The sequence below is a fragment of the Pseudomonas sp. USTB-Z genome (assembly GCF_019691255.1).
GTDB lineage: Bacteria > Pseudomonadota > Gammaproteobacteria > Pseudomonadales > Pseudomonadaceae > Aquipseudomonas > Aquipseudomonas alloputida.
The window spans coordinates 122,547-148,096 of the sequence record NZ_JAECZP010000013.1 but is presented as its reverse complement, the minus strand read 5'-3'; the positions used below and the strand labels follow the sequence as shown (position 1 = coordinate 148,096).

Sequence of the window (25,550 nt, the reverse complement as noted above, 5' to 3'; positions counted from 1 at the left end):
AGATGGGTCAGAAAGTACATCCCACTGGCATTCGCCTGGGAATCGTCAAGGAGCACACCTCCGTCTGGTACGCAGACGGTGCTACTTACGCAGATTACCTGTTGAAGGATCTGAAAACGCGTGAGTACCTCCAAGACAAACTAAAAAGCGCGTCCGTAAGCCGTATCGATATTCATCGTCCGGCTCAAACTGCACGCATCACCATCCACACCGCTCGTCCCGGTATCGTTATCGGTAAGAAAGGTGAAGATGTCGAGAAGCTGCGTCAGGACCTGACCAAGCAGATGGGTGTGCCTGTGCACATCAACATCGAAGAGATCCGCAAGCCGGAACTCGACGCTATGCTGGTTGCGCAGAGCGTAGCTCAGCAGCTGGAACGCCGTGTAATGTTCCGTCGCGCCATGAAGCGCGCGGTACAGAACGCCATGCGTATTGGTGCCAAGGGCATCAAGATCCAGGTGAGCGGTCGTCTCGGCGGTGCTGAGATTGCTCGTACCGAGTGGTATCGCGAAGGTCGTGTGCCTCTGCACACCCTGCGTGCCGATATCGACTACAACACCTACGAAGCTCACACCACTTACGGTGTGATCGGTGTGAAGGTTTGGATCTTCAAAGGCGAAGTTATTGGTGGTCGCCAAGAAGAACTGAAACCACAAGCACCAGCGCCTCGTAAAAAAGCTGCTAAGTAAGGGGTACGCCAAATGTTGCAACCAAAGCGTACAAAATTCCGCAAGCAGATGACTGGCCACAACCGTGGTCTGGCACTGCGCGGTAGCAAAGTCAGCTTCGGCGAATTCGCCCTGAAAGCTGTTGCTCGCGGTCGCCTCACCGCTCGCCAGATCGAGTCCGCACGTCGTGCGCTGACCCGTCACGTTAAGCGTGGCGGTAAGATCTGGATCCGTGTGTTCCCGGACAAGCCGATCTCCAAAAAACCTCTTGAGGTTCGTATGGGTAAAGGTAAGGGCTCCGTGGAATACTGGGTTGCCCAGATTCAGCCAGGCAAAGTCCTGTACGAGATCGAGGGTGTTTCTGAAGAGCTGGCGCGCGAAGCTTTCGCCCTGGCTGCTGCAAAGCTGCCTCTCGCCACCTCCTTTGTTAAGCGGACGGTGATGTGATGAAAGCGAATGAACTTCGTGAAAAATCGGCACAGCAACTGAACGAGCAACTGCTCGGCTTGCTGCGCGACCAGTTCAATCTGCGTATGCAGAAAGCAACTGGCCAGTTGGGGCAGTCGCACCTGCTCTCGCAAGTTAAGCGTGACATCGCTCGCGTGAAAACTGTGCTCAACCAGCAGGCAGGTAAGTGATCATGGCTGAAGCTGAAAAAACCGTCCGTACGCTGACTGGCCGTGTCGTCAGCGACAAAATGGACAAGACCATCACCGTTCTGATCGAGCGTCGCGTAAAGCACCCGATCTACGGTAAATACGTTAAGCGTTCGACTAAGCTGCACGCGCACGACGAAGCCAACCAGTGCAAGATCGGCGACAAGGTTTCCATCCGTGAAACCCGTCCGCTGGCCAAGACCAAGTCCTGGGCACTGGTTGAAGTCCTCGAACGCGCTGTTGAAGTCTAAGGGCTAGGGGTCGGAGAAATTTTATGATTCAGACTCAATCCATGCTCGATGTGGCCGATAACAGCGGCGCTCGTCGCGTCATGTGCATCAAGGTACTCGGCGGTTCGCACCGCCGTTACGCCGGTATCGGTGACATCATCAAAGTAACCGTCAAGGAAGCAATTCCGCGCGGTAAGGTCAAAAAAGGCCAGGTGATGACCGCAGTCGTCGTACGTACCCGTCATGGTGTTCGTCGCGCTGACGGTTCCATCATTCGTTTCGACGGCAACGCTGCTGTTCTGCTGAACAACAAGCAAGAGCCGATCGGCACTCGCATCTTCGGGCCAGTGACCCGTGAACTTCGTACTGAGAAGTTCATGAAGATCGTCTCGCTCGCCCCTGAAGTGCTGTAAGGAGATCCGACATGCAAAAGATTCGTCGTGACGACGAGATCATCGTGATCGCCGGCAAAGACAAAGGTAAGCGCGGTAAGGTGCTGAAGGTTCTGGCTGATGACCGTCTGGTTATCGGTGGCGTGAACCTGGTCAAGCGTCATACCAAGCCTAACCCGATGGCGGGCGTACAGGGCGGTATCGTCGAGAAAGAAGCGCCTCTGCACGCTTCCAACGTTGCCATCTTCAACGGTGAAACCAACAAGGCTGACCGCGTTGGTTTCAAAGTAGAAGACGGTAAAAAAATTCGTGTCTTCAAGTCGACCCAAAAAGCGGTTGATGCTTGAACACTGCTAGGTAGAAGACCATGGCACGACTGAAAGAGATTTACCGGAACGAAATCGCTCCTAAGCTTAAGGAAGAACTTAAGCTGTCGAACGTGATGGAAGTTCCGCGCGTTACCAAGATCACCCTGAACATGGGTCTGGGCGAAGCGATCGGCGACAAGAAAGTCATCGAGCACGCTGTTGCCGACCTGGAAAAGATCACCGGTCAAAAGCCGGTCGTGACTTTCGCTCGCAAATCCATCGCTGGCTTCAAAGTCCGCGAAGGCTGGCCGATCGGCGTCAAGGTGACCCTGCGTAGCGACAAGATGTACGAATTCCTGGACCGCCTGCTGGCGATCTCCCTGCCTCGGGTTCGCGACTTCCGCGGCCTGAATGCCAAGTCCTTCGATGGTCGTGGCAACTACAGCATGGGCGTGAAAGAGCAGATCATCTTCCCGGAAATCGACTACGACAAGATCGATGCTCTGCGCGGTTTGGACATCACCCTGACCACCACTGCTCGTTCGGACGACGAAGGCCGCGCTCTGCTGCGTGCTTTCAAGTTCCCGTTCCGCAACTGATTGGAGTAGGAAAATGGCCAAGAAGAGCATGAAAAACCGCGAGCTGAAGCGTCAGCTCACGGTAGCAAAGTTCGCCAAGAAGCGTGCTGAGCTGAAAGCGACCATCGTCAACCTGAACGCCTCTCCAGAAGAGCGTTTCGCTGCCGTTGTCGCTCTGCAGAAGCAGCCACGCGACGCTAGCGCCTCGCGCCTGCGCAACCGTTGCCGCCTGACCGGTCGTCCTCACGGTGTATACCGTAAGTTCGGCCTGGGCCGTAACATGCTGCGTCAAGCTGCAATGCGCGGTGACGTACCAGGCCTGGTCAAGGCCTCCTGGTAATCGCTGCAGGCAAGGCGCGGGTGGAAGGGGAGCAATCTTCCGACCGCCGGTGACCTTGCCAACAAACAAGCCCCTATATGGGGCTTGTTTCGTTTCTGCCTTGTGTCTAGAATGACCGGCTCACCTGAGCCTGGGTTTTTGCCCAAGCCGTTCGGGTGGTTGTCATAGCCGCAAGGCTAATAATTCTTGTATCAGGAGCATCTAGCCCATGAGTATGCAGGACCCGTTAGCGGACATGCTAACTCGCATCCGTAATGCCCAGATGGCTGAAAAGTCCGTCGTAAGCATGCCTTCCTCTACCCTGAAGGTCGCGGTTGCCAAAGTTCTGAAGGACGAAGGTTACATCGCTGGCTACCAGGTAACTGGTGAGGCCAAGCCTTCCCTGTCGATCGAACTGAAGTACTTCGAAGGCCGTCCGGTCATCGAGGAACTGAAGCGCTCCAGCCGTCCAGGCCTGCGCCAGTACAAGGCCGTCACCGATCTGCCGAAAGTACGTGGCGGTCTGGGCGTGTCTATCGTCTCCACCAACAAAGGTGTGATGACTGATCGCGCTGCGCGCGCTGCCGGTGTCGGCGGCGAAGTTCTGTGCACAGTGTTCTAAGGGGGGATAGACATGTCTCGCGTCGCTAAGAACCCCGTTAAGCTGCCATCCGGTGTCGAAGTCAAATTCGCCGGTCAGCAGCTTTCGGTGAAGGGTGCCAAAGGTACTCTCGAACTGAACGTTCACTCGTCTGTTGAAGTTACCGAAGAGTCTGGTGAGCTGCGTTTCGTCGCTCGCAATGGTGACCAGCAAGCTCGTGCCATGGCCGGTACCACCCGCGCTCTGGTCAACAACATGGTCCAAGGCGTAAGCCAAGGCTTCGAGCGCAAGCTCCAGCTGGTCGGTGTTGGTTACAAGGCACAGGCTAAAGGCACCGTCCTGAACCTGGCCCTGGGCTTCTCTCACCCAGTGGACTACGAACTGCCAGCCGGTATCACCGCTGAAACACCTAGCCAGACCGACATCCTGATCAAGGGTATCGACAAGCAGCTGGTAGGTCAGGTGGCCGCTGAAATCCGCGACTTCCGTCCGCCAGAGCCTTACAAAGGTAAAGGTGTGCGTTACGCGGACGAAGTAGTCCGTCGTAAAGAAGCCAAGAAGAAGTAGGGCCTAGTAAATGACCGACAAAAAAGTTATTCGACTGCGTCGCGCTCGCAAAGCACGTCTCAAGATGCACGAACTCGAAGTCGTGCGCCTGTGCGTGTTCCGCTCCTCGCAGCACATCTACGCCCAGGTCATTTCGGCCGACGGCAGCAAGGTTCTGGCAAGCGCCTCGACCTTGGACAAAGACCTGCGTGATGGCGCCACTGGCAACATCGACGCGGCCACTAAGGTTGGCAAGCTGGTAGCTGAGCGTGCGAAAGCCGCCGGTGTATCTCAAGTTGCCTTTGACCGTTCCGGCTTCAAGTACCATGGCCGCGTCAAAGCGCTGGCTGATGCTGCTCGTGAAGGCGGGCTGGAGTTCTAAGTTATGGCAAATAACGATCAAAAGCGCGACGAAGGCTACATCGAGAAGCTGGTTCAAGTTAACCGCGTTGCCAAAACCGTAAAAGGCGGCCGTATCTTCACCTTCACCGCGCTGACCGTGGTTGGTGATGGTAAAGGTCGTGTTGGCTTCGGCCGTGGCAAGTCGCGCGAAGTACCAGCCGCGATCCAGAAAGCCATGGAAGCTGCTCGCCGCAACATGATCCAGGTTGACCTGAAGGGCACCACCCTGCAGTACGCCACCAAGGCTGCCCACGGCGCCTCGAAGGTTTACATGCAGCCTGCCTCGGAAGGTACCGGTATCATCGCCGGTGGCGCAATGCGTGCTGTCCTGGAAGTTGCTGGTGTTCAGAACGTTCTGGCCAAGTGCTACGGTTCGACCAACCCAGTGAACGTGGTTTACGCCACCTTCAAGGGTCTGAAAGCCATGCAATCTCCTGAATCCATTGCCGCCAAGCGTGGCAAGAGCGTCGAGGAGATCTTCTGATCATGGCAACCGTAAAAGTAACGCTGATCAAGAGCGTCTCGGGCCGTCTGCCTAACCACAAGCTGTGTGTTAAAGGCCTGGGTCTGCGTCGCATCGGTCACACTGTAGAAGTCCAGGATACTCCCGAGAACCGCGGGATGATCAACAAGGCTTACTACATGCTGAAGGTCGAGGGCTAATCGATGAAACTCAATGATCTGAGTCCAGCGCCGGGTTCCCGTCGCGAGAAGCATCGTCCAGGTCGTGGTATCGGTAGCGGTCTGGGTAAGACCGGCGGCCGTGGCCACAAAGGTCAGACTTCCCGTTCGGGTGGTTCGATCGCTCCTGGCTTCGAAGGCGGTCAACAGCCGCTGCACCGTCGCCTGCCGAAGTTCGGCTTCGTTTCCCTGAAAGCCATGGACCGCGCTGAAGTGCGTCTGTCCGAGCTGGCCAAAGTGGAAGGCGACGTGATCTCCGTGCAATCCCTGAAGGATGCCAACGTGATCAACCAGCACATTCAGCGTGTGAAAATCATGCTGTCTGGCGAAGTTACTCGCGCAGTCACCATCAAGGGTATCGCAGCCACCAAGGGTGCGCGTGCGGCTATCGAAGCAGCTGGCGGCAAATTCGAGGAATAAATGGCTAAGCAAGGTGCTCTCTCTTCGCTCGGTAAGGGCGGGATGTCGGAACTCTGGGCTCGTCTGCGCTTTCTGTTCATGGCGATCATCGTCTATCGGATAGGTGCGCATATCCCGGTTCCCGGCATCAATCCGGACCGTCTGGCGGATCTGTTTCGGCAGAATGAGGGGACCATTCTTAGCTTGTTCAACATGTTTTCCGGTGGCGCGCTCGAGCGCATGAGCATCTTTGCACTGGGGATCATGCCGTACATCTCGGCATCGATCATCATGCAGTTGATGACGGCGGTCAGCCCGCAACTGGAGCAGTTGAAGAAGGAAGGTGAAGCTGGCCGTCGCAAGATCAGCCAGTACACCCGCTACGGCACCGTTATCCTGGCACTGGTCCAAGCCATTGGCATGTCCATTGGCCTGGCCAACCAGGGCGTGGCGTTTTCTGCAGGCCTGGGCTTCCACGTCGTCGCTGTTTCCACTTTCGTGGCAGGCGCGATGTTCATGATGTGGCTGGGCGAGCAGATCACCGAGCGCGGTGTGGGCAACGGTATCTCGATGTTGATCTTCGCAGGTATCGTTGCCGGTCTTCCGAGAGCAATCGGGCAGTCTTTCGAGTCTGCACGCACAGGCGATATCAACATTTTCGCCTTGGTCGCCATCGGTTTGCTGGCAGTAGCGATTATCGGTTTTGTGGTGTTCATTGAGCGTGGTCAGCGTCGTATCGCCGTTCATTACGCCAAGCGTCAGCAGGGCCGCAAGGTCTTCGCTGCGCAGACTAGCCACTTGCCGCTGAAGGTGAACATGGCGGGGGTTATCCCGGCCATTTTCGCGAGCAGCATTTTGCTGTTCCCGGCTTCGCTGGGTGCCTGGTTTGGTCAGTCCGAAGGTATGGGCTGGCTGCAGGACATCTCGCAGTCGATCGCTCCTGGTCAGCCGTTGAACATTCTGCTGTTTAGTGCAGGGATCATTTTCTTCTGCTTCTTCTACACAGCGTTGATGTTCAACCCGAAAGACGTAGCGGAAAACCTGAAGAAGTCCGGTGCCTTTATTCCGGGTATCCGTCCTGGTGAGCAGTCGGCGCGCTACATTGATGGCGTTCTGACCCGTTTGACCATGTTCGGTGCTCTTTACATGATGGCCGTCTGCCTTCTGCCCCAGTTCCTGGTGGTGGCAGCAAATGTGCCGTTCTACCTTGGCGGGACCTCGTTGCTGATTGTGGTAGTGGTTGTGATGGACTTCATGTCCCAAGTACAATCGCACCTCGTTTCGCACCAGTACGAATCCCTGATGAAGAAAGCCAACCTGAAAGGCTACGGTGGCAGCGGTTTGCTGCGCTGATACGCCCCTAAGGTTCGAGGAGTCGGTAATGAAAGTTCGTGCATCGGTGAAAAAGCTGTGCCGTAACTGCAAGATCATCCGTCGCGAAGGCGTCGTACGAGTGATCTGCAGCGCGGAACCGCGTCACAAACAGCGCCAAGGCTGAGTGTGATCTGCGCTTCAAACCCAGCAGCTAGTGTGCTGCTGGGTTGATTATTCGTTTCTACAGCGATATTATCTCGCGCCCTATTTCTTGGCTTCCGGGGCGTAGGTAGCTGTCAATTGGAGTCCCACTGAATGGCCCGTATTGCAGGCGTCAACATTCCAGATAACAAGCATACTGTTATCTCGCTGACCTACATCTATGGTGTCGGTCGCACAACTGCACAGAAGATTTGTGCAGACGCTGGTGTAAACCCAGCCGCTAAGATCAAGGATCTGAGCGACGAGCAAATCGAAACCCTGCGTGGCGAAGTCGCGAAGTTCACCACCGAAGGTGACCTGCGTCGTGACATCAACATGAAGATCAAGCGCTTGATGGACCTGGGTTGCTACCGCGGCCTGCGTCATCGTAAAGGTCTGCCGGTTCGCGGTCAGCGCACCAAGACCAACGCACGCACCCGTAAGGGCCCGCGTAAGCCGATCCGCAAGTAATCGCCCAGGAATATAGACATGGCAAAACCTGCTGCTCGTCCTCGTAAGAAAGTCAAAAAGACAGTGGTTGATGGCATCGCCCACATCCATGCTTCTTTCAACAACACCATCGTGACCATCACCGACCGTCAGGGCAATGCTTTGTCCTGGGCGACCTCCGGTGGTTCGGGTTTCCGTGGTTCGCGCAAATCCACCCCGTTCGCAGCTCAGATCGCTGCTGAGCGTGCTGGTCAAGCTGCGCTGGAATACGGTCTGAAGAACCTCGACGTTAACGTCAAGGGTCCAGGTCCAGGTCGTGAGTCCGCCGTTCGTGCATTGAACAGCTGCGGCTACAAGATCGCCAGCATCACCGACGTGACGCCAATCCCGCACAACGGGTGCCGTCCGCCGAAGAAGCGTCGCGTGTAATCAGGAGACAGAAGAATGGCACGTTACATTGGTCCAAAATGCAAACTGTCTCGTCGTGAAGGCACCGATCTGTTCCTGAAGAGCGGCGTTCGCGCTCTGGAATCGAAGTGCAATATCGAAGCAGCCCCAGGTATCCACGGCCAGCGCCGTGGCCGTCAGTCCGACTACGGCACCCAGCTGCGTGAGAAACAAAAAGTCCGTCGTATCTACGGTGTTCTGGAGCGTCAGTTCCGCGGTTACTACCAAGCTGCTGCCTCGAAAAAAGGCGCAACCGGTGAGAACCTGCTGCAACTGCTCGAGTGCCGTCTGGATAACGTCGTTTACCGTATGGGCTTCGGCTCGACTCGTTCCGAGTCCCGTCAGCTGGTTTCGCACAAAGCGATCAGCGTCAACGGTAAGACTGTAAACATTCCATCCTACCAAGTTCGTCCGGGTGACGTGGTCGCAGTCCGCGAGAAATCGCTGGGCCAGTTGCGCATTGTTCAAGCCCTTGAACTGTGCGCCCAGCGTGGCCGCGTTGAGTGGGTTGATGTGGATGCTGCTAAAAAGTCGGGCGTTTTCAAGAACGTTCCTGCTCGCAGCGACCTGTCTGCCGACATCAACGAAAACCTGATTGTCGAGCTCTACTCCAAGTAAGGGCTAGAAAATAGGTGCATCCATGCAGATTTCGGTAAATGAGTTCCTGACTCCCCGCCACATTGATGTGCAGGTAGTCAGTCCGACCCGCGCCAAAATTACGCTCGAGCCTCTCGAGCGTGGTTTCGGCCATACCCTGGGCAACGCGCTGCGCCGCATCCTGTTGTCCTCCATGCCTGGCTGTGCAGTAGTCGAGGCCGAGATCGATGGCGTACTCCATGAGTACTCCGCGATCGAAGGTGTTCAGGAAGACGTAATTGAAATCCTGTTGAACCTGAAAGGTCTCGCTATCAAACTGCATGGTCGTGACGAAGTTACGCTGACCTTGTCGAAAAAGGGTTCGGGGGTGGTTACCGCTGCCGATATTCAGCTGGATCACGATGTCGAGATCGTCAACCCCGATCACGTAATCGCGAACCTGGCGTCGAACGGCGCTCTGAACATGAAGCTCACTGTAGCTCGTGGTCGTGGTTACGAGCCGGCCGACTCCCGTCAAACCGACGAAGACGAAAGCCGTAGCATTGGCCGTCTGCAGTTGGACGCCTCCTTCAGCCCGGTGCGTCGTATCGCCTATGTGGTCGAGAACGCCCGTGTTGAACAGCGTACCAACCTGGACAAACTGGTCATTGATCTGGAAACCAACGGCACCCTGGATCCTGAAGAGGCTATCCGCCGCGCTGCGACCATTCTGCAACAGCAGTTGGCCGCGTTCGTCGACCTCAAAGGTGACAGCGAGCCTGTCGTAGTCGAGCAGGAAGACGAGATCGATCCGATCCTGCTGCGTCCGGTTGACGACCTGGAACTGACTGTACGTTCGGCCAACTGCCTCAAGGCGGAGAACATCTACTACATCGGCGACCTGATTCAGCGTACCGAAGTAGAGCTGTTGAAGACTCCTAACCTGGGTAAGAAGTCCCTGACTGAAATCAAGGACGTTCTGGCCTCTCGTGGTCTGTCTCTCGGCATGCGCCTCGACAACTGGCCGCCTGCAAGTCTTAAGAAAGACGACAAGGCGACCGCCTGATCGTCGTAATCACCGAACGTAGTGTTTGGTAAGGAATGAATCATGCGTCATCGTAAAAGTGGACGTCACCTGAGCCGCACCAGCTCTCACCGCAAGGCTATGTTCCAGAACATGGCAGTGTCGCTGATCGAGCACGAGCTGATCAAAACCACCCTGCCGAAAGCCAAGGAACTGCGCCGCGTTGCCGAGCCGCTGATCACCCTGGCCAAGGAAGACAGCGTTGCTAACCGTCGTCTGGCCTTCGACCGTACCCGTTCGAAGTCCGCTGTTGGCAAACTGTTCAACGATCTGGGCAAGCGTTACGCCACCCGTCAGGGCGGCTACCTGCGCATCCTGAAGTGCGGTTTCCGCGCTGGCGACAACGCGCCTATGGCGTACGTCGAGCTGGTTGATCGTCCGGTCGGCGGTGCTGTAGAAGCTGCTGAGTAAGACGTTCTGTCTGCTACAGAAAACCGGGCCTAGTGCCCGGTTTTTTGTTTTTACATCTATTGTTTATTTCTATTGATGTAAGTCATGTAATGAATTTGTCCCTGTAATCTTGCTCGTCAATACTCTCTCTACAGCCGATTAGCCGGCCCTTGAAGACCGAAAAGGAGAGCCCATGAGCAAGATTCTCACCACCGCCAGCGGTGCACCTGTAGCCGACAACCAGAACTCCCGCTCCGCCGGCCCGCGCGGTCCGCTGTTGCTCGACGACTTCCACCTGATCGAGAAGCTCGCCCATTTCAATCGCGAGAACATTCCTGAGCGCCGCGTCCATGCCAAAGGCTCGGGCGCCTACGGTACCTTTACCGTTACTCACGATATCACCGGCTATACCAGCGCCAAGCTGTTCGAAGAGGTCGGTAAACAAACCGAGACTTTCTTGCGTTTCTCCACCGTTGGTGGCGAGCGCGGCTCTGCAGATACCGAGCGTGACCCGCGTGGCTTCGCGGTGAAGTTCTACACCGAGGAAGGCAACTGGGACATCGTCGGTAACAACACGCCAGTGTTCTTCATTCGCGATCCACTGAAATTCCCGGACTTTATCCACACCCAGAAACGCCACCCGCAGTCCAACCTGAAGAACGCTCAGATGATGTGGGATTTCTGGTCGCACTCCCCAGAAGCGCTGCATCAGGTCACCATCCTGTTTTCCGACCGTGGCATTCCGGACGGCTACCGTCACATGCATGGCTTCGGCAGCCACACCTACAGCCTGATCAATGCAAAGGGCGAACGCACTTGGGTCAAGTGGCACTTCAAGACCCAACAAGGCATCAAGAACCTCACCCCGGCAGACGCTGCACGCCTGGCAGGTACCGACCCGGATTACGCTCAGCGCGACCTCTTCGAGGCCATTGGGCGTGGCGACTACCCGCGCTGGACTGTCTGCATTCAGGTGATGAGCGAAGCCGAGGCTGCCAGCCGCGACGAGAACCCATTCGACGTGACCAAAACCTGGTCGCAGAAGGATTATCCGCTCATCGAGGTGGGTGTGCTGGAGCTCAACCGTAACCCACTCAACTATTTTGCAGAGGTCGAGCAGGCCGCGTTCGGCCCGAGCAATATGGTGCCCGGCGTCGGTCTTTCACCGGACCGCATGCTGCAAGGCCGTGTATTCGCCTACGCCGACGCGCACCGCTATCGCGTGGGCACCAACCACCAGCAATTGCCAGTCAACGCGCCACGTTGCCCGGTCAACAGCTATCAGCGCGACGGCTCGATGGCCACCGGCAGTTACGGTAGTGCACCGAACTACGAGCCAAACAGCTACAGCGATGCCCCGAAACAGTCGCCACGTCATGCTGAGCCAGCATTGGCCCTGAATGGTTCGGCTGATCGCTACGATCACCGTGAGGACACTGACTACTTCAGTCATGCCGGCGCGTTGTTCCGTTTGATGAGCGATGAGCAGAAAGCCCTGCTGATCAGCAACATCGCCGGTGCCATGGCGGGTGTCAGCGAAGACGTGATTCAGCGTCAGCTACAGTACTTCTTCAAGGCGGATCCGGCCTATGGCGAAGGGATTGCGAAGGCTTTGGGCATCAATCTCGCCTAAGTCGAAGTGATAAGAAGAACCGCCCTCATTTGGGCGGTTTTTCAATGAATATCACTACTGGTTAACCGATTTTTTGCGTCTGATTGCGCGTTTTTCAGTGACCATAGGCAAAAGCTGGTTCACACTATGTGGCATAGACGTTTTCACATGGAGAATCAGGGCGATGCAAGGCCACCCGGATGTAATCAACTATCTCGTCACGCTGCTGAAGGGCGAACTGGCGGCACGCGACCAGTACTTCATTCATTCGCGCATGTACGAAGACTGGGGCCTGTCCAAGCTCTACGAGCGCATCAACCACGAGATGGAGGAAGAGACGCAGCACGCCGATGCCCTGATGCGTCGTATCCTCATGCTCGAAGGGACCCCTGACATGCGTGCGGATGACCTGGAGGTCGGTAGCACCGTGCCGGAAATGATCGAGGCAGACCTCAAGCTCGAATACAAGGTGCGCGGTGCGCTTTGTAAAGGCATCGAGCTATGCGAACTGCACAAGGACTACGTCAGTCGTGACATCCTGCGTGCGCAGCTGGCCGACACCGAAGAAGATCACACCTACTGGCTTGAGAAGCAGCAGGGCCTGATCAAGGCCATTGGGCTGGAAAACTACCTGCAGTCGCAGATGTAAGTTACCCACAGGCTCAAGTAAAAGCCCCTGGCACCCTCGGTACCAGGGGCTTTTTCATTGCGCTGGCAACACTTAGGCCCGATCCCGCTCCAGCAATGGTTTCAGGTAATGGCCGGTATATGACTGCTTCATCTCGCTCAGCTCTTCTGGCGTACCGCAGGCAATGATCTGCCCACCCTTGGAGCCGCCCTCAGGCCCCAGGTCAACCAGCCAGTCGGCAGTCTTGATCACATCCAGGTTATGCTCGATCACCACCACGGTATTGCCGTGGTCGCGCAGGCGATGCAACACATCCAGCAGTTGCTGGATATCGGCAAAGTGCAGACCGGTAGTAGGTTCGTCGAGGATGTACAAGGTCTTGCCGGTATCGCGCTTGGACAATTCGCGCGACAGCTTCACCCGCTGCGCCTCACCGCCGGACAACGTGGTCGCTGATTGCCCCAGTTTGATGTACGACAGGCCCACATCCATCAACGTTTGCAGCTTGCGCGCCAGCGCCGGCACCGCATCGAAGAACTCTCGGGCATCCTCGATGGTCATTTCCAGCACCTCGTGGATGTTCTTGCCCTTGTACTTGATCTCCAAGGTTTCGCGGTTGTAGCGCTTGCTCTTGCACACGTCACACGGCACGTAGATGTCCGGCAGGAAGTGCATTTCCACCTTGATCAGGCCATCGCCCTGGCAGGCCTCGCAACGGCCCCCCTTGACGTTGAATGAGAAACGCCCCGGACCATAACCCCGCGAGCGTGACTCCGGTACACCGGAGAACAGCTCGCGGATCGGCGTGAAGATGCCGGTGTAGGTCGCCGGGTTGGAGCGTGGTGTGCGGCCGATCGGGCTCTGGTCGATATCCACCACCTTGTCCAGGTGCTGCAGGCCGTCCATGCTGCTGTGCGGTGCGGCTTCCAGACTGCTTGCGCCATTGAGTGCCGTGGCGGCCAAGGGGAAAAGGGTGTTGTTGATCAGCGTCGATTTGCCCGAGCCGGATACACCAGTCACGCAGGTCAGCAGGCCGATCGGTACTTCCAGGTCGACGTTCTGCAGGTTGTTGCCACGCGCGCCTTTGAGCTTGAGCTGCAGCTTCTTGTTGCGCGGCGTGCGCTTGGCCGGCACGACGATCTTCTTGCGCCCGGACAGGTACTTGCCAGTCAGCGAATCGGGATGGTTCATGACCTCCTGGGGCGAGCCCTCGGCGACGATCTGCCCACCGTGAACACCGGCGCCTGGGCCGATATCGACCACGTAGTCGGCCAGCCGAATGGCGTCCTCGTCGTGTTCCACCACGATCACCGTGTTGCCCAGGTCGCGCAAATGGTTGAGGGTGGCCAACAGGCGGTCGTTGTCGCGTTGATGAAGGCCGATGGACGGTTCATCGAGGATGTACATCACCCCCACCAGACCGGCGCCGATCTGGCTGGCGAGTCGGATACGTTGCGCTTCACCGCCGGACAGGGTGTCGGCGCTACGATCCAGGGTCAGGTAGTCGAGGCCGACATTGACCAGGAACTGAAGTCGTTCGCAGATTTCCTTGAGGATTTTTGCCGCGATTTCGCCACGGCGGCCGGTGAGGGTCAGTTGACCAAAGTAGTTGCTGGCTTCACCAATCGGCAAATTGGTTACCGCCGGCAGGGTTTTCTCGCCCACCCACACATGGCGCGCCTCGCGGCGCAGGCGCGTACCCCGGCAATCCGGGCACGGTTGCGTACCAAGGAATTTGGCCAGTTCTTCACGCACTGTGGCCGATTCGGTTTCACGGTAGCGGCGCTCAAGGTTCGGCACAATGCCTTCGAACGGGTGCGATCGCTTGACGATATCGCCTCGGTCGTTGAGGTACTTGAAATCGACACTCTGCTTGCCGCTGCCCTGCAGGATCACTTTCTGGTGTTCGGCTGACAGCTCGCCGAAAGGCTCCTCCAGGCTGAAGCCATAGTGCGCAGCCAACGAACCGAGCATCTGGAAGTAGTACACGTTACGCCGGTCCCAGCCGCGGATCGCGCCTTCGGCCAAGGTCAGTTCCGTGTTGACCAAGCGTTTGGTGTCGAAGAACTGCTTGACCCCCAGGCCGTCGCAAGTCGGGCAAGCGCCCGCCGGGTTGTTGAAGGAAAACAGCTTCGGTTCCAGCTCGCTGATTGCGTGGCCGCACACCGGACAGGCGAAGCGCGCGGAGAAGATCGTCTCTTCGCCTTGTTCGTCGTCCATCGGTGCCACCAGGGCAATACCGTCGGCCAGCTTCAACGCGGTTTCGAACGATTCGGCCAGGCGCTGTTGCAGGTCGGCGCGGACTTTGAAGCGGTCCACCACCACATCGATGCTGTGCTTCTTCTGTTTGTCCAGCTTGGGCAATTCATCGAGTTCGTAGAGCTTGCCGTTGACCCTGGCCCGCACGAAGCCCTGGGCGCGAAGCTCGTCAAACACCGCCAGGTGCTCGCCCTTGCGCTCGCGCACCACCGGCGCGAGCAGCATCAGCTTGCTGCCTTCCGGGCGCTCCAGCACCAGGTCGACCATCTGGCTGATCGTTTGCGCCTCCAGCGGGATATCGTGGTCCGGGCAGCGTGGAGTACCGACGCGGGCGTACAACAGGCGCAGATAGTCGTAGATTTCGGTGATGGTGCCGACCGTGGAGCGCGGGTTGTGCGAGGTCGACTTCTGCTCGATGGAAATCGCCGGCGACAGGCCTTCGATGGTGTCGACGTCGGGCTTTTCCATCATCGACAGGAACTGCCGGGCGTAGGCCGACAGCGATTCCACGTAGCGGCGCTGGCCTTCGGCGTACAAGGTATCGAACGCCAGGGACGACTTGCCGGAACCGGACAGGCCGGTGATCACGATCAACTTGTCCCGGGGCAGGGTCAGGTCGATGTTCTTCAGGTTGTGGGTACGTGCCCCACGAATCAGGATCTTGTCCACTGCGGCCTCGCTTGGCGGGCATAAACAAGGAAGTATACGGCGCGCCAGTATGACGCGGCAAAGCGTCGCGTTGATGCCGTCAAGCTGTCGGACTGATAGAATCGCCGCCGGTTCACACGAGGTTAATCCATGCACGACACCCACAACGAGCGTATGAGTGGCGGCGAAACCCGCGCCGCTGGCGGCCTTGCCCTGGTCTTTGCCTTTCGTATGCTGGGCATGTTCATGGTCTTGCCGGTACTGGCCACCTACGGCATGGACCTGGCTGGTGCCACGCCTGCCCTGATCGGCCTGGCCATTGGTGCCTATGGCCTGACTCAGGCGGTATTGCAGATCCCGTTCGGGATGGTTTCCGACCGCATCGGTCGCCGGCCGGTGATTTATCTGGGGCTGGTGATCTTTGCCCTGGGCAGTGTGCTGGCGGCCCAGGCTGACTCTATCTGGGGCGTGATTGCCGGGCGCATCCTGCAGGGCGCGGGGGCAATTTCTGCCGCGGTGATGGCACTGCTGTCGGACCTCACCCGCGAACAACACCGGACCAAGGCCATGGCCATGATCGGCATGAGCATCGGGCTGTCGTTTGCTGTCGCCATGGTCGTTGGTCCATTGCTGACAAGTGCCTTTGGTTTGTCAGGTTTGTTCCTGGTTACGGCCGGGCTTGCCTTGGTCGGCATCCTGTTGATCGCGTTTGTCGTACCCAACACCCACAGCATTTTGCAGCACCGCGAGTCGGGGGTGGCGCGCCAAGCCATCGGCCCGACACTGCGTCATCCGGACCTTCTGCGCCTGGACATAAGCATTTTCATCCTGCACGCCGTCCTCATGGCCAGCTTCGTTGCGCTGCCACTGGCGTTCGTCGAGCGTGGCGGCCTGCCCAAGGAGCAGCACTGGTGGGTGTACCTGACTGCGCTGTTCATCTCATTTTTTGCAATGGTCCCGTTCATCATCTACGGCGAAAAAAAGCGCAAGATGAAACGTGTGTTGGCCGGCGCAGTCAGCGTCTTGCTGCTCACAGAGATATACTTCTGGGAGTGGGCTGACGGTTTGCGCGGACTGGTGATTGGCACCGTGGTATTCTTTACCGCATTCAACCTGCTGGAGGCTTCGCTGCCTTCTCTGGTGAGCAAGGTATCGCCTGCCGGTGGCAAGGGGACGGCAATGGGGGTGTATTCCACCAGCCAGTTCCTCGGTGCAGCGTTAGGCGGGATCCTTGGCGGCTGGCTGTTCCAGCACGGTGGGCTGAACACGGTGTTCCTCGGTAGCGCGGTGCTGTGTGCTATCTGGCTGATCGTCGCCTTGCGCATGAACGAGCCGCCATATGTGACCAGCCTGCGCATGCCCCTGACGCCTGAGGCGGTCCGGGAAGCCGGCCTGACCGAGCGCCTGATGGCCGTGCCGGGTGTGACCGACGCTGTGGTGGTGGCAGAAGAAGCCGCCATCTATATCAAACTGGATACGAAAATTTTGGACCGTGCGACCCTCGAGCGACTGGTGAATCCAGCCTCTTCGGCGTGCGAAGCCTAGGAGAACGTTATGGCCCGTGGGGTTAACAAAGTCATTCTGGTCGGTACCTGTGGCCAGGATCCCGAAGTCCGCTACCTGCCCAACGGTAACGCCGTGACCAACCTGAGCCTGGCCACCAGCGAGCAGTGGACTGACAAGCAGTCGGGCCAGAAGGTCGAGCGTACCGAGTGGCACCGTGTGTCGCTGTTCGGCAAGGTTGCCGAAATCGCTGGCGAGTACCTGCGCAAGGGTTCGCAGTGCTACATCGAAGGCAAGCTGCAGACCCGCGAGTGGGAAAAAGACGGCATCAAGCGCTACACCACCGAGATCATCGTCGACATCAACGGCACCATGCAGCTGCTCGGCGGTCGTCCGCAAGGCCAGCAGCAGGGCGGCGACCCATACAACCAGGGTGGCGGCAATTACGGTGGCGGCCAGCAGCAACAGTACAACCAGGCACCGCCACGCCAGCAGGCCCAGCGCCCGCAACAGGCCCCTCAGCGCCCAGCGCCGCAACAGCCTGCGCCGCAGCCGGCTGCTGACTTCGACAGCTTCGATGACGATATTCCGTTCTGATCAGAGCGGTAAGGCGTTCAGCAAGACCAGAAACCCAGGGCAGTTGCCCTGGGTTTTTTATGGGCAGCACCGCGTATCTGGCATCGCTTTCAGTAGAACAACCGCGGCTCCGCCGAATCCAGCAGGCTTGCCAGCTTGGTCAGGGCAAAGCCCAGTGCCTGGCGGCTGGGTGCCATCAGGGCGATGCGCACACCGCTGGTGGGGTGGCTGCGTTCTGGCAGGAACTGGCTGCCGCTGACCACCGTTACGCCGTTATCACGCGCCAGGTTGGCAAACTCGTCGCTGGTCCACGGTTCTGGCAGCTCCAGCCAGATATGGAAGCTGTGAGGCTGGGTGCGGATCTTGTATTGGCCAAGAATCTCCCGGGCCATGTGCTGGCGCGCGGCCGCCTCCTGTTGCTGCATACGCACCAGCTGGTCGGCCTTGCCGCTGTTGATCAGGTTGCTGGCCAGTTGCGCCATCAGTGGCGATGGCATCCACACGCTGCTGCGTACCATCGATGATAACCGCGACAGGGTTTGCGGCGGGGCGTACAGGTAGCCGATGCGCAGTGCCGGCAGCACGCTTTTGGACAGGCTGGTGAGGTACACCGAGCGTTCAGGCGCATACGCTGCAAGCGGCTTGTAGCCCGGGTCGGGCTCGAGAAAACCGTAGATATCGTCATCCACGATGAACAGGTCGAACTCACGGGCGATCTCGGCGATAGCCTGACGCCTTGCTGGGGGCATGATCGAGTTGGTCGGGTTCTGGTGCGTGGTGACGCACACCAGCAGGGAAGGGCGGTGTTCCAGGCAGGCCGCGCGCAATGCCTCCGGGATGAGCCCGTGTTCGTCCATGGCGACGCCGCGCAGGCGCCGGCCCAGGCTGTGGGCCAGGGATATGATGCCCGGGTAGCAGAGCGACTCGCACAGCACCACATCGTCACTCTTCGACAGGCTGCTGATGGCCACCAGCAGCCCATGCTGGGCGCCAGCGGTCAGTACCACCTGCTGCCAGCGAGCATCAGGCAGCCAGCGCTGTATCCAGGTCGCACCGGCTTGTTTGTGGGACGTGTGGCCACCTTCTGTCACATAGTCGAGTACCTGCCCCAAGTCCGAGGAGGCGGCCAGTTCGCGGATAGCCGTGCCTAGCCACTCGCTCATGTGAGCGTCGTTGGGCTTGATGATCGAGAGGTCGATCTGGCTACTTTCGCCGGCAACGGGTGTGGGCACCGACGGGGCGGGTAATGGCTGCCGCAGTTGCCTGACAAATGTGCCTCGGCCTACCTCGCCAGCCACCAAACCACGCTTGGCTGCTTCGTCGTAGGCCCTGCCAACCGTGCCGGGGGTTACATTCAGCGCCTCGGCCAGGTCCTTGAGCGTGGGTAAGCGATCACCTTCTGCAAGCCGACCACGTTCGATGTCCTGTTCAAGGGCATCAGCGATCATCAGGTAAACCGGCTGTGTTTGATGGCTGTATTGGGGAACCCACATGGGAGATGGCACCAGGCTCTGCAAGAGCGCGAAAGCCTAGCATGAAAGCTCGGATGCAGGTAATGATGGTAATTGGTTAAATTGAGTTGAATTTATTTTAGATTGAATCGATTCAATTTTTGAAATTACAATCATCGCACCGATCAGACCGGCCACACTCGGGCTGCGCCTGGCATAACGCTCCACTGGATGGACATCGCTATGGAAATGTTGGGTTCTTACTGGGCGGAGCACTGGTTGCTGGCAGTCCTCATACTTGGCGCGATCGCCTTCGTTGCGGGCTTCGTCGACAGCATTGCCGGTGGTGGTGGTTTGTTTCTGGTGCCGGGTTTTCTGCTGGTTGGCCTGCCGCCCCAAGTGGCACTGGGCCAGGAAAAACTGGTCAGTACCCTCGGCACGCTGGCGGCTATCCGCAACTTCCTGGCCAACAGCAAGATGGTCTGGCAGGTAGCGTTGGTCGGGGTGCCGTTTTCGCTATTAGGCGCCTACCTGGGGGCACACCTGATCGTATCGATCTCGCAGGAAACGGTGGGCAAGATCATCCTGGCACTGATCCCGCTCGGCATTCTCATTTTCCTTACCCCCAAGGATCGTCCGGTCGAGGAGCGCGAGCTGTCTTCGCGAATGCTGTACACCGTAGTGCCGTTGACTTGCCTGGTCATCGGCTTCTATGACGGCTTCTTCGGCCCCGGTACCGGCAGCATGTTCATCATCGCTTTCCATTACCTGCTGCGCATGGACCTGGTCTCCAGTTCAGCCAACTCCAAAACCTTCAACTTCGCTTCCAACATCGGTGCTTTGGTGGCGTTCGTCAGCGCAGGCAAGGTCGTCTACCTGCTGGCATTGCCACTTGTGGCCTGCAACATCCTCGGTAACCACCTGGGCAGTTCCCTGGCCTTGCGTAAAGGCAACGATGTGGTGCGCAAGGCGTTGGTGTTCTCGATGCTCTGCCTGTTCACCAGCCTGGGCGTGAAGTACCTGACCTGACCCATTGATAGGAGATAACGAATGAAAACCGCATTTGTAACCGGTGCTTCCTCAGGCTTTGGCCGCGCCATCTGCTGCACCCTGATCGGCAAAGGCTACCGTGTGGTCGGTGGCGCCAGGCGCATGGACAAACTGAAAGCACTTGAGGACGAACTGGGCGTAAATTTCATTCCGCTGGCGCTGGATGTCACTGACCCCGAATCGCTCGAGAAGGCGGTCGAGCAGCTGCGTGAGGCGTCGCTGCAGATCGATCTGCTGGTCAACAACGCGGGGCTGGCGCTGGGCGTGGATCGAGCCCAAACCAGCAGTGCCGCAAACTGGCAGCAGATGATCGACACCAACATCACCGGCTTGGCCATGGTCACCCACAAGATCCTGCCGCAAATGGTGGAAGCCGATAGCGGCATGATCATCAACATCGGCTCGATCGCCGGCACTTACCCCTACCCGGGCGGTAACGTGTATGGCGCCAGCAAGGCGTTCGTCCGCCAGTTCAGCCTCAACCTGCGTGCCGACCTGGCTGGCACCCGCGTGCGGGTGAGCAATATCGAGCCGGGGCTGTGCTCAGGCACTGACTTCTCGGTGGTGCGCCTCAATGGCGACCTGGACGCCGTGCAGGCCTTGTATCGGGATGTAGAGGCCCTCCTGCCGGAGGACATCGCAGCAACGGTAGCCTGGGTTGCCGAGCAGCCGGCGCATGTGAATATCAATACCATCGAGATCATGCCTGTGGCGCAGAGCAGTGCGGCGCTGAATGTGGTGCGCAACTTGCCACGTGCCTGATCGGGGCCGCACCACTGACCCAGGTCATCGCACCTTCTGGATTCTTGACTAGTCTTATCCTTTGGCGGCCATCAATTGGCCGCCACCGTGACTACCAAGAGGCGCCGGCAATGTTCCGCGCGTCCACCACCTGATCAGGAGTGCACGATGGACCTGAACCGTCGGCAGTTCTTCAAGGTCGCCGCCGTCGGCCTTGGAGGCTCGAGCCTTGCGGCGTTGGGCATGGCCCCAACGCCGGCATTCGCCGAGCAGGTGCGTCACTTCAAGCTGGCGCATACCAAAGAAACCCGTAACACCTGCCCCTACTGTTCGGTCGGCTGCGGCCTGATCCTGTACAGCCAGGGTGATGCGGGGAAGAACGTCAAACAGAACATCATCCATATCGAAGGGGACGCCGACCACCCGGTCAACCGCGGCACACTTTGCCCGAAAGGCGCCGGCTTGCTGGACTTTATCCACAGCCCGAGCCGCCTGCAGTACCCCGAGGTTCGCAAGCCGGGCAGCAAAGAGTGGGTGCGGGTCAGCTGGGACGAGGCGCTGGACCGCGTCGCCGACCTGATGAAGCAGGACCGCGATGCCAACTTCATCGAGAAGAATGCCCAAGGCCAAACGGTCAACCGCTGGCTCACCACCGGTTTTCTTGCCGCTTCCGCTGCTTCCAGCGAGGCTGGCTACCTGACCCACAAGGTCATCCGCGCAACAGGCATGCTGGGGTTCGATAACCAGGCACGTGTCTGACATGGCCCGACGGTGGCAAGTCTTGCCCCGACGTACGGCCGTGGCGCCATGACCAACCACTGGTCCGATATCGCCAACGCGAATCTGGTCCTGGTGATGGGTGGCAACGCAGCAGAAGCGCATCCGTGCGGCTTCAAGTGGGTGACCGAGGCCAAAGCGCACAACAAGGCGCGGCTTATTGTGGTCGACCCGCGGTTTACCCGTACCGCTTCGGTGGCGGACTACTACGCGCCGATCCGGACCGGCACCGATATCGCCTTCATGGGCGGGCTGATCAACTACCTGCTCAGCAACGACAAGATCCAGCACGAGTACGTGCGCAACTACACTGACGTGTCGTTCATCGTCAAAGAGAACTATGGCTTCGAGGATGGCTTGTTCAGCGGCTACGACGAGGCCAAGCGTGTGTACGCCGACAAGTCCGGCTGGGGTTACGAGCTGGGTGAGGACGGCTATGCCAAGGTCGACCCGACACTGCAGCATCCTCGCTGCGTGTTCCAGCTGATGAAGCAGCATTACAGCCGCTATACCCCGGAACTGGCGAGCATGACCTGTGGCATGCCACAGGACGCCATGATGAAGGTCTGGGAAGAGATCGCCTCCTGCTCGGTTCCGGGCAAGACCATGACGATCCTTTATGCGCTAGGTTGGACGCAGCATTCGATCGGTGCGCAGATTATCCGCAGTGCGGCCATGGTCCAGCTGCTGCTCGGCAACGTCGGCATGCCCGGTGGCGGGGTCAATGCCCTGCGCGGGCACTCCAACATCCAGGGCCTGACCGACCTCGGCCTGCTGTCCAATTCGCTGCCGGGCTACCTGACCCTGGCCGGTGACGCCGAGCAGGACTACGCCGCCTACATCGACAAGCGCGCTTCCAAGCCGCTGCGGCCTGGGCAGTTGTCGTACTGGCAGAACTACGGCAAGTTCCACGTCAGCCTGATGAAGGCCTGGTACGGCGCCAATGCCACGGCGGAAAACAACTGGGGTTATGACTGGCTGCCCAAACTCGATGTACCGGCCTACGACGTGCTGCGCATGTTCGAGATGATGGGCCAGGGCAAAGTCAACGGTTATATGTGCCAGGGCTTCAACCCGATCGCCGCGCTGCCGGACAAAAACCGCGTCACTGCGGCACTGGGCAAGCTCAAGTGGCTGGTGATCATGGACCCCTTGGCCACCGAGACCTCGGAATTCTGGCGTAACGTCGGGCCGTTCAACGATGTCGACACGGCCTCTATCCAGACCGAAGTGATCCGCTTGCCCACTACCTGCTTCGCCGAGGAAGACGGCTCGCTGGTCAACAGCAGCCGCTGGCTGCAATGGCACTGGAAGGGCGCAGACGGCCCGGGCGAGACGCGCACCGACGTGCAGATCATGAGCGAGCTGTTCCTGCGCCTGCGCCAACGTTACCAGGCCGAAGGGGGCGCCTACCCTGACGCGATAATGAATATCAGCTGGCCGTACAAGATCCCTGAAGAGCCCTCCCCGGAGGAGCTGGCCAAGGAGATGAACGGCTGGGCGGTGGCCGATGTCACCGACCCGACTGGCGCGGTGATCAAGGCGGGCCAGCAACTGGCGGGCTTCGGTCAGCTCAAGGACGACGGTAGCACCGCGTCTGGCTGCTGGATCTTTGCCGGTAGCTGGACCGAACAGGGCAACCAGATGGCTCGCCGCGACAACAGCGACCCGTATGGCATGCACCAGGTGCAGAACTGGGCCTGGGCCTGGCCGGCCAACCGCCGCATCCTTTACAACCGTGCCTCCAGCGACCCGCAAGGCAAGCCGTGGGACCCGGAGAAAAAGCGCCTGGTATGGTGGAACGGCAAGGCCTGGACCGGCACCGACGTGCCGGACTTCAAGGTCGACTCGCCGCCCGAGGCGGGGATGAACCCCTTCATCATGAACCCCGAAGGCGTGGCGCGTTTCTTCGCCATCGACAAAATGGCCGAAGGCCCGTTCCCCGAGCACTATGAGCCCTTCGAAACACCGATCGGCATCAACCCGCTGCACCCGCAGAACAAGAAGGCCACCAGCAACCCGGCCGGGCGCATCTTCGATTCTGTGTGGGACACCCTCGGCACGCACGATGAGTTCCCTTATGCGGCGACCACCTACCGGCTAACCGAGCATTTCCACTTCTGGAGCAAGCATTGCCGGCTCAACGCCATTGCCCAGCCCGAGCAGTTCGTCGAGATAGGCGAGGTGCTGGCCAACGAGAAAGGCATCAAGGCCGGCGACCGGGTACGGGTGTCGAGCAAGCGTGGGCATATCGATGCGGTGGCGGTGGTGACCAAGCGGATTCGCCCGCTGCAGGTCAAAAATCAGACCGTGCACCAAATCGGCATTCCGCTGCACTGGGGCTTCACCGGCGCTACCCGGCATGGCTACCTGACCAATACCTTGGTGCCGTTCCTCGGTGACGGCAATACCCAGACGCCAGAGTCCAAGTCGTTCCTCGTGAAAGTGGAGAAACTCTGATGGCCAGCCAAGACATCATCGCCCGCTCGGCCACCACTACCGTGCCGCCCTCGGTGCGTCAGCAGGAGCAGGTCGCCAAGCTGATCGACACTACCAAGTGCATCGGCTGCAAGGCCTGCCAGGTGGCGTGCTCGGAGTGGAATGAACTGCGTGACGAGGTTGGCCACAACCACGGCACCTACGACAACCCCCAGGACCTCACTGCCGAGACCTGGACACTGATGCGCTTTACCGAGCATGAGCGCGACGACGGCAACCTGGAGTGGCTGATCCGCAAGGACGGCTGCATGCACTGTGCCGACCCAGGTTGCCTGAAGGCATGCCCGAGCCCGGGCGCGATCATCAAGCACGCCAACGGTATCGTCGACTTCAACCAGGACCACTGCATCGGCTGCGGCTACTGCATCACCGGCTGCCCGTTCAACATCCCGCGTATCTCGCAGAAAGACCACAAGGCGTACAAGTGCACCCTGTGTTCCGATCGCGTCAGCGTGGGGCTGGAGCCGGCGTGTGTGAAAACCTGCCCGACCGGAGCGATCGTGTTCGGCAGCAAGGACGAGATGAAAGTGCATGCGGCCGAGCGCATCGTCGATCTGAAGTCGCGGGGCTACGACAAGGCCGGGTTGTACGACCCGGATGGCGTCGGTGGTACCCACGTGATGTACGTGCTGCACCATGCCGACACGCCGAAGCTGTATGCCGGCCTGCCGGACCAGCCGGTGATCAGCCCGTTGGTGGGGTTGTGGAAGGGCTTCACCAAGCCGCTGGCGCTGTTGGCCATGGGCGCGGCGGTGCTGGCGGGGTTCTTCCACTATGTGCGGATCGGCCCACAGCGTGTCGAGGAGGATGAACACCCGACACCGCCGGACGAAAGCGTGCATCAAGTGGACCCGTCGGTCCATGTCTATGATCCGAAGCAGCCCGGTGGGCAAGGGGAGCAGCGGCCATGAACGACAACAAACCCATCCTGCGCTACAACGCCAACGAGCGTAGCAACCACTGGGTGGTGGCGATCCTGTTCATCCTGGCTGGGCTGTCGGGGCTTGCGCTGTTCCATCCGGCGCTATTCTGGCTCAGCAACCTGTTCGGCGGCGGGCCGTGGACGCGCATTCTGCATCCCTTCATCGGGGTGGCGATGTTCGTGTTTTTCCTCGGCCTGGTATTGCGCTTCTGGCGGGCCAACTTCATCACCGCCAATGACCGCCTGTGGCTGCGCCGGGTGGACCGGGTAATGCGCAACGAGGAGGAGGGCGTACCGCCGATCGGCAAGTACAATGCCGGGCAGAAGCTGCTGTTCTGGACCCTGCTGGTGTGCATGCTGGTGCTGCTGGTCAGTGGTGTGGTGATCTGGCGCGCATACTTCAGCCATTGGTTTGGCATCGATGCCATTCGCTTGTCTGCGCTGCTGCATGCGCTGGCGGCCTTCGTGCTGATTCTCAGCATCATCGTGCACATCTACGCCGGCATCTGGATCAAGGGCTCGATCGGCGCCATGCTGCATGGCTGGGTCAGCCGCGCCTGGGCCCGCAAGCATCATGAGTTGTGGTACCGCGAAGTGACCGGCGACAAGACGCCGGGTGATCACGGACGAAAAGAAGGATAA

General features: G+C 59.0%; 32 protein-coding genes. 30 read left to right on the top strand and 2 right to left on the bottom strand.

Going from position 1 to position 25,550, the window contains the following annotated elements; genetic code table 11:
* Positions 1-2: 2 nt before the first annotated feature.
* The 23 genes from rpsC to bfr all read left to right on the top strand — a co-directional run bounded on the left by rpsC (position 3) and on the right by bfr (position 12,503).
* Entirely contained in the window at positions 3-689 is a 687-nt protein-coding gene (gene rpsC / locus I8746_RS16720; protein ID WP_003255481.1) for a 30S ribosomal protein S3, read from the top strand.
* Positions 690-701: 12 nt separating this feature from the next.
* The gene (rplP, locus tag I8746_RS16715) at positions 702-1,115 is read left to right on the top strand and encodes a 50S ribosomal protein L16 (RefSeq protein WP_003255479.1); all 414 of its coding nucleotides are present in this window, start codon (positions 702-704) and stop codon (positions 1,113-1,115) included.
* The gene (gene rpmC, locus I8746_RS16710; protein WP_002555481.1) at positions 1,115-1,306 is read left to right on the top strand and encodes a 50S ribosomal protein L29; all 192 of its coding nucleotides are present in this window, start codon (positions 1,115-1,117) and stop codon (positions 1,304-1,306) included. The genes rplP and rpmC overlap by 1 nt, the downstream gene beginning before the upstream one ends.
* Positions 1,307-1,308: 2 nt before the next feature.
* A complete protein-coding gene (gene rpsQ / locus I8746_RS16705; protein WP_003255478.1) occupies positions 1,309-1,575 on the top strand; it encodes a 30S ribosomal protein S17 in 267 nt (88 codons plus the stop codon).
* A 23-nt stretch (positions 1,576-1,598) separates the two neighbouring features.
* Positions 1,599-1,967 carry a 50S ribosomal protein L14 gene (rplN, locus tag I8746_RS16700; RefSeq protein ID WP_002555479.1) on the top strand — a complete coding sequence of 123 codons (369 nt, stop codon included), beginning with the start codon at positions 1,599-1,601 and terminating at the stop codon, positions 1,965-1,967.
* Between the two features lie 11 nt (positions 1,968-1,978).
* Positions 1,979-2,293, top strand: a complete 315-nt coding sequence (rplX, locus tag I8746_RS16695) for a 50S ribosomal protein L24 (RefSeq protein WP_003255476.1) — start codon at positions 1,979-1,981, stop codon at positions 2,291-2,293.
* 20 nt (positions 2,294-2,313) lie between these two features.
* Positions 2,314-2,853 carry a 50S ribosomal protein L5 gene (gene rplE / locus I8746_RS16690; protein ID WP_003255474.1) on the top strand — a complete coding sequence of 180 codons (540 nt, stop codon included), beginning with the start codon at positions 2,314-2,316 and terminating at the stop codon, positions 2,851-2,853.
* 13 nt (positions 2,854-2,866) lie between these two features.
* On the top strand, positions 2,867-3,172 hold the full coding sequence (gene rpsN / locus I8746_RS16685) for a 30S ribosomal protein S14 (protein ID WP_003255472.1): 306 nt from the start codon (positions 2,867-2,869) through the stop codon (positions 3,170-3,172).
* 208 nt (positions 3,173-3,380) lie between these two features.
* Positions 3,381-3,773, top strand: coding sequence for a 30S ribosomal protein S8 (gene rpsH / locus I8746_RS16680; protein ID WP_003255471.1), 393 nt, complete (start codon positions 3,381-3,383; stop codon positions 3,771-3,773).
* Between the two features lie 12 nt (positions 3,774-3,785).
* The gene (rplF, locus tag I8746_RS16675; RefSeq protein ID WP_003255469.1) at positions 3,786-4,319 is read left to right on the top strand and encodes a 50S ribosomal protein L6; all 534 of its coding nucleotides are present in this window, start codon (positions 3,786-3,788) and stop codon (positions 4,317-4,319) included.
* Between the two features lie 10 nt (positions 4,320-4,329).
* Positions 4,330-4,680, top strand: a complete 351-nt coding sequence (gene rplR, locus I8746_RS16670; RefSeq protein ID WP_003255467.1) for a 50S ribosomal protein L18 — start codon at positions 4,330-4,332, stop codon at positions 4,678-4,680.
* 3 nt (positions 4,681-4,683) lie between these two features.
* Positions 4,684-5,184, top strand: a complete 501-nt coding sequence (rpsE, locus tag I8746_RS16665; protein WP_003255465.1) for a 30S ribosomal protein S5 — start codon at positions 4,684-4,686, stop codon at positions 5,182-5,184.
* Between the two features lie 2 nt (positions 5,185-5,186).
* Entirely contained in the window at positions 5,187-5,363 is a 177-nt protein-coding gene (gene rpmD, locus I8746_RS16660) for a 50S ribosomal protein L30 (protein WP_003255463.1), read from the top strand.
* Positions 5,364-5,366: 3 nt separating this feature from the next.
* Positions 5,367-5,801 carry a 50S ribosomal protein L15 gene (gene rplO, locus I8746_RS16655; RefSeq protein WP_003255461.1) on the top strand — a complete coding sequence of 145 codons (435 nt, stop codon included), beginning with the start codon at positions 5,367-5,369 and terminating at the stop codon, positions 5,799-5,801.
* Positions 5,802-7,133: a preprotein translocase subunit SecY gene (gene secY / locus I8746_RS16650; RefSeq protein WP_003255459.1), complete on the top strand. Its 1,332-nt coding sequence runs from the start codon at positions 5,802-5,804 to the stop codon at positions 7,131-7,133. It abuts the gene before it with no gap.
* Positions 7,134-7,161: 28 nt separating this feature from the next.
* Positions 7,162-7,278 (top strand): 50S ribosomal protein L36, encoded by a 117-nt coding sequence (gene rpmJ, locus I8746_RS16645; protein ID WP_002555468.1) that lies wholly within the window; start codon positions 7,162-7,164, stop codon positions 7,276-7,278.
* 131 nt (positions 7,279-7,409) lie between these two features.
* Positions 7,410-7,766: a 30S ribosomal protein S13 gene (gene rpsM, locus I8746_RS16640; protein WP_003255457.1), complete on the top strand. Its 357-nt coding sequence runs from the start codon at positions 7,410-7,412 to the stop codon at positions 7,764-7,766.
* Positions 7,767-7,784: 18 nt separating this feature from the next.
* On the top strand, positions 7,785-8,174 hold the full coding sequence (gene rpsK, locus I8746_RS16635; RefSeq protein WP_003255454.1) for a 30S ribosomal protein S11: 390 nt from the start codon (positions 7,785-7,787) through the stop codon (positions 8,172-8,174).
* Between the two features lie 15 nt (positions 8,175-8,189).
* The gene (gene rpsD, locus I8746_RS16630) at positions 8,190-8,810 is read left to right on the top strand and encodes a 30S ribosomal protein S4 (RefSeq protein WP_003255453.1); all 621 of its coding nucleotides are present in this window, start codon (positions 8,190-8,192) and stop codon (positions 8,808-8,810) included.
* 22 nt (positions 8,811-8,832) lie between these two features.
* Positions 8,833-9,834 carry a DNA-directed RNA polymerase subunit alpha gene (locus tag I8746_RS16625; protein WP_003255452.1) on the top strand — a complete coding sequence of 334 codons (1,002 nt, stop codon included), beginning with the start codon at positions 8,833-8,835 and terminating at the stop codon, positions 9,832-9,834.
* A 42-nt stretch (positions 9,835-9,876) separates the two neighbouring features.
* Positions 9,877-10,263 carry a 50S ribosomal protein L17 gene (gene rplQ, locus I8746_RS16620; RefSeq protein ID WP_003255451.1) on the top strand — a complete coding sequence of 129 codons (387 nt, stop codon included), beginning with the start codon at positions 9,877-9,879 and terminating at the stop codon, positions 10,261-10,263.
* A gap of 172 nt (positions 10,264-10,435) precedes the next feature.
* Positions 10,436-11,875 (top strand): catalase, encoded by a 1,440-nt coding sequence (locus I8746_RS16615; protein ID WP_221100852.1) that lies wholly within the window; start codon positions 10,436-10,438, stop codon positions 11,873-11,875.
* 163 nt (positions 11,876-12,038) lie between these two features.
* A complete protein-coding gene (gene bfr / locus I8746_RS16610; RefSeq protein ID WP_003255449.1) occupies positions 12,039-12,503 on the top strand; it encodes a bacterioferritin in 465 nt (154 codons plus the stop codon).
* A gap of 72 nt (positions 12,504-12,575) precedes the next feature.
* On the opposite strand, the gene uvrA is transcribed toward bfr, so the two are convergent.
* Positions 12,576-15,410 (bottom strand): excinuclease ABC subunit UvrA, encoded by a 2,835-nt coding sequence (gene uvrA, locus I8746_RS16605; RefSeq protein ID WP_060538760.1) that lies wholly within the window; start codon positions 15,408-15,410, stop codon positions 12,576-12,578.
* Between the two features lie 129 nt (positions 15,411-15,539).
* Between uvrA and I8746_RS16600 the strand changes: the two genes are divergently transcribed.
* Positions 15,540-16,934, top strand: coding sequence for an MFS transporter (locus I8746_RS16600; RefSeq protein ID WP_003255447.1), 1,395 nt, complete (start codon positions 15,540-15,542; stop codon positions 16,932-16,934).
* Positions 16,935-16,943: 9 nt separating this feature from the next.
* A complete protein-coding gene (locus I8746_RS16595) occupies positions 16,944-17,489 on the top strand; it encodes a single-stranded DNA-binding protein (RefSeq protein ID WP_003255446.1) in 546 nt (181 codons plus the stop codon).
* A gap of 89 nt (positions 17,490-17,578) precedes the next feature.
* On the opposite strand, the gene I8746_RS16590 is transcribed toward I8746_RS16595, so the two are convergent.
* The gene (locus I8746_RS16590) at positions 17,579-18,961 is read right to left on the bottom strand and encodes a PLP-dependent aminotransferase family protein (protein WP_003255445.1); all 1,383 of its coding nucleotides are present in this window, start codon (positions 18,959-18,961) and stop codon (positions 17,579-17,581) included.
* Between the two features lie 201 nt (positions 18,962-19,162).
* Here I8746_RS16590 and I8746_RS16585 point away from each other — a divergent pair, with 201 nt between their 5' ends.
* From I8746_RS16585 to I8746_RS16565, 5 genes are all read left to right on the top strand, one after another.
* Positions 19,163-19,948, top strand: coding sequence for a TSUP family transporter (locus I8746_RS16585; protein ID WP_017148059.1), 786 nt, complete (start codon positions 19,163-19,165; stop codon positions 19,946-19,948).
* Between the two features lie 21 nt (positions 19,949-19,969).
* Entirely contained in the window at positions 19,970-20,731 is a 762-nt protein-coding gene (locus I8746_RS16580; protein ID WP_004576896.1) for an SDR family NAD(P)-dependent oxidoreductase, read from the top strand.
* A gap of 147 nt (positions 20,732-20,878) precedes the next feature.
* The gene (gene fdnG, locus I8746_RS16575) at positions 20,879-23,947 is read left to right on the top strand and encodes a formate dehydrogenase-N subunit alpha (protein ID WP_221100851.1); all 3,069 of its coding nucleotides are present in this window, start codon (positions 20,879-20,881) and stop codon (positions 23,945-23,947) included.
* Positions 23,947-24,897 carry a formate dehydrogenase subunit beta gene (fdxH, locus tag I8746_RS16570; protein WP_011953328.1) on the top strand — a complete coding sequence of 317 codons (951 nt, stop codon included), beginning with the start codon at positions 23,947-23,949 and terminating at the stop codon, positions 24,895-24,897. The genes fdnG and fdxH overlap by 1 nt, the downstream gene beginning before the upstream one ends.
* Positions 24,894-25,550: a formate dehydrogenase subunit gamma gene (locus I8746_RS16565; protein ID WP_011953329.1), complete on the top strand. Its 657-nt coding sequence runs from the start codon at positions 24,894-24,896 to the stop codon at positions 25,548-25,550. The genes fdxH and I8746_RS16565 overlap by 4 nt, the downstream gene beginning before the upstream one ends.

Bases quoted from the DNA above. Each gene is read 5' to 3' on its own strand.
- I8746_RS16595 (WP_003255446.1), top strand. From the start codon at position 16,944: ATGGCCCGTGGGGTTAACAAAGTCATTCTGGTCGGTACCTGTGGCCAG.
- rplP (WP_003255479.1), top strand. From the start codon at position 702: ATGTTGCAACCAAAGCGTACAAAATTCCGCAAGCAGATGACTGGCCAC.
- I8746_RS16600 (WP_003255447.1), top strand. From the start codon at position 15,540: ATGCACGACACCCACAACGAGCGTATGAGTGGCGGCGAAACCCGCGCC.
- I8746_RS16625 (WP_003255452.1), top strand. From the start codon at position 8,833: ATGCAGATTTCGGTAAATGAGTTCCTGACTCCCCGCCACATTGATGTG.
- rplF (WP_003255469.1), top strand. From the start codon at position 3,786: ATGTCTCGCGTCGCTAAGAACCCCGTTAAGCTGCCATCCGGTGTCGAA.
- rpsD (WP_003255453.1), top strand. From the start codon at position 8,190: ATGGCACGTTACATTGGTCCAAAATGCAAACTGTCTCGTCGTGAAGGC.
- rpsM (WP_003255457.1), top strand. From the start codon at position 7,410: ATGGCCCGTATTGCAGGCGTCAACATTCCAGATAACAAGCATACTGTT.
- secY (WP_003255459.1), top strand. From the start codon at position 5,802: ATGGCTAAGCAAGGTGCTCTCTCTTCGCTCGGTAAGGGCGGGATGTCG.
- I8746_RS16615 (WP_221100852.1), top strand. From the start codon at position 10,436: ATGAGCAAGATTCTCACCACCGCCAGCGGTGCACCTGTAGCCGACAAC.
- rpmC (WP_002555481.1), top strand. From the start codon at position 1,115: ATGAAAGCGAATGAACTTCGTGAAAAATCGGCACAGCAACTGAACGAG.
- I8746_RS16590 (WP_003255445.1), bottom strand. From the start codon at position 18,961: ATGTGGGTTCCCCAATACAGCCATCAAACACAGCCGGTTTACCTGATG.
- I8746_RS16585 (WP_017148059.1), top strand. From the start codon at position 19,163: ATGGAAATGTTGGGTTCTTACTGGGCGGAGCACTGGTTGCTGGCAGTC.
- rplO (WP_003255461.1), top strand. From the start codon at position 5,367: ATGAAACTCAATGATCTGAGTCCAGCGCCGGGTTCCCGTCGCGAGAAG.
- bfr (WP_003255449.1), top strand. From the start codon at position 12,039: ATGCAAGGCCACCCGGATGTAATCAACTATCTCGTCACGCTGCTGAAG.
- rpsE (WP_003255465.1), top strand. From the start codon at position 4,684: ATGGCAAATAACGATCAAAAGCGCGACGAAGGCTACATCGAGAAGCTG.
- rpsK (WP_003255454.1), top strand. From the start codon at position 7,785: ATGGCAAAACCTGCTGCTCGTCCTCGTAAGAAAGTCAAAAAGACAGTG.
- rpmJ (WP_002555468.1), top strand. From the start codon at position 7,162: ATGAAAGTTCGTGCATCGGTGAAAAAGCTGTGCCGTAACTGCAAGATC.
- rplN (WP_002555479.1), top strand. From the start codon at position 1,599: ATGATTCAGACTCAATCCATGCTCGATGTGGCCGATAACAGCGGCGCT.
- rpsN (WP_003255472.1), top strand. From the start codon at position 2,867: ATGGCCAAGAAGAGCATGAAAAACCGCGAGCTGAAGCGTCAGCTCACG.
- rplQ (WP_003255451.1), top strand. From the start codon at position 9,877: ATGCGTCATCGTAAAAGTGGACGTCACCTGAGCCGCACCAGCTCTCAC.
- fdxH (WP_011953328.1), top strand. From the start codon at position 23,947: ATGGCCAGCCAAGACATCATCGCCCGCTCGGCCACCACTACCGTGCCG.
- rpsH (WP_003255471.1), top strand. From the start codon at position 3,381: ATGAGTATGCAGGACCCGTTAGCGGACATGCTAACTCGCATCCGTAAT.
- rpsQ (WP_003255478.1), top strand. From the start codon at position 1,309: ATGGCTGAAGCTGAAAAAACCGTCCGTACGCTGACTGGCCGTGTCGTC.
- I8746_RS16580 (WP_004576896.1), top strand. From the start codon at position 19,970: ATGAAAACCGCATTTGTAACCGGTGCTTCCTCAGGCTTTGGCCGCGCC.
- rpmD (WP_003255463.1), top strand. From the start codon at position 5,187: ATGGCAACCGTAAAAGTAACGCTGATCAAGAGCGTCTCGGGCCGTCTG.
- rplR (WP_003255467.1), top strand. From the start codon at position 4,330: ATGACCGACAAAAAAGTTATTCGACTGCGTCGCGCTCGCAAAGCACGT.
- rplX (WP_003255476.1), top strand. From the start codon at position 1,979: ATGCAAAAGATTCGTCGTGACGACGAGATCATCGTGATCGCCGGCAAA.
- rpsC (WP_003255481.1), top strand. From the start codon at position 3: ATGGGTCAGAAAGTACATCCCACTGGCATTCGCCTGGGAATCGTCAAG.
- rplE (WP_003255474.1), top strand. From the start codon at position 2,314: ATGGCACGACTGAAAGAGATTTACCGGAACGAAATCGCTCCTAAGCTT.
- I8746_RS16565 (WP_011953329.1), top strand. From the start codon at position 24,894: ATGAACGACAACAAACCCATCCTGCGCTACAACGCCAACGAGCGTAGC.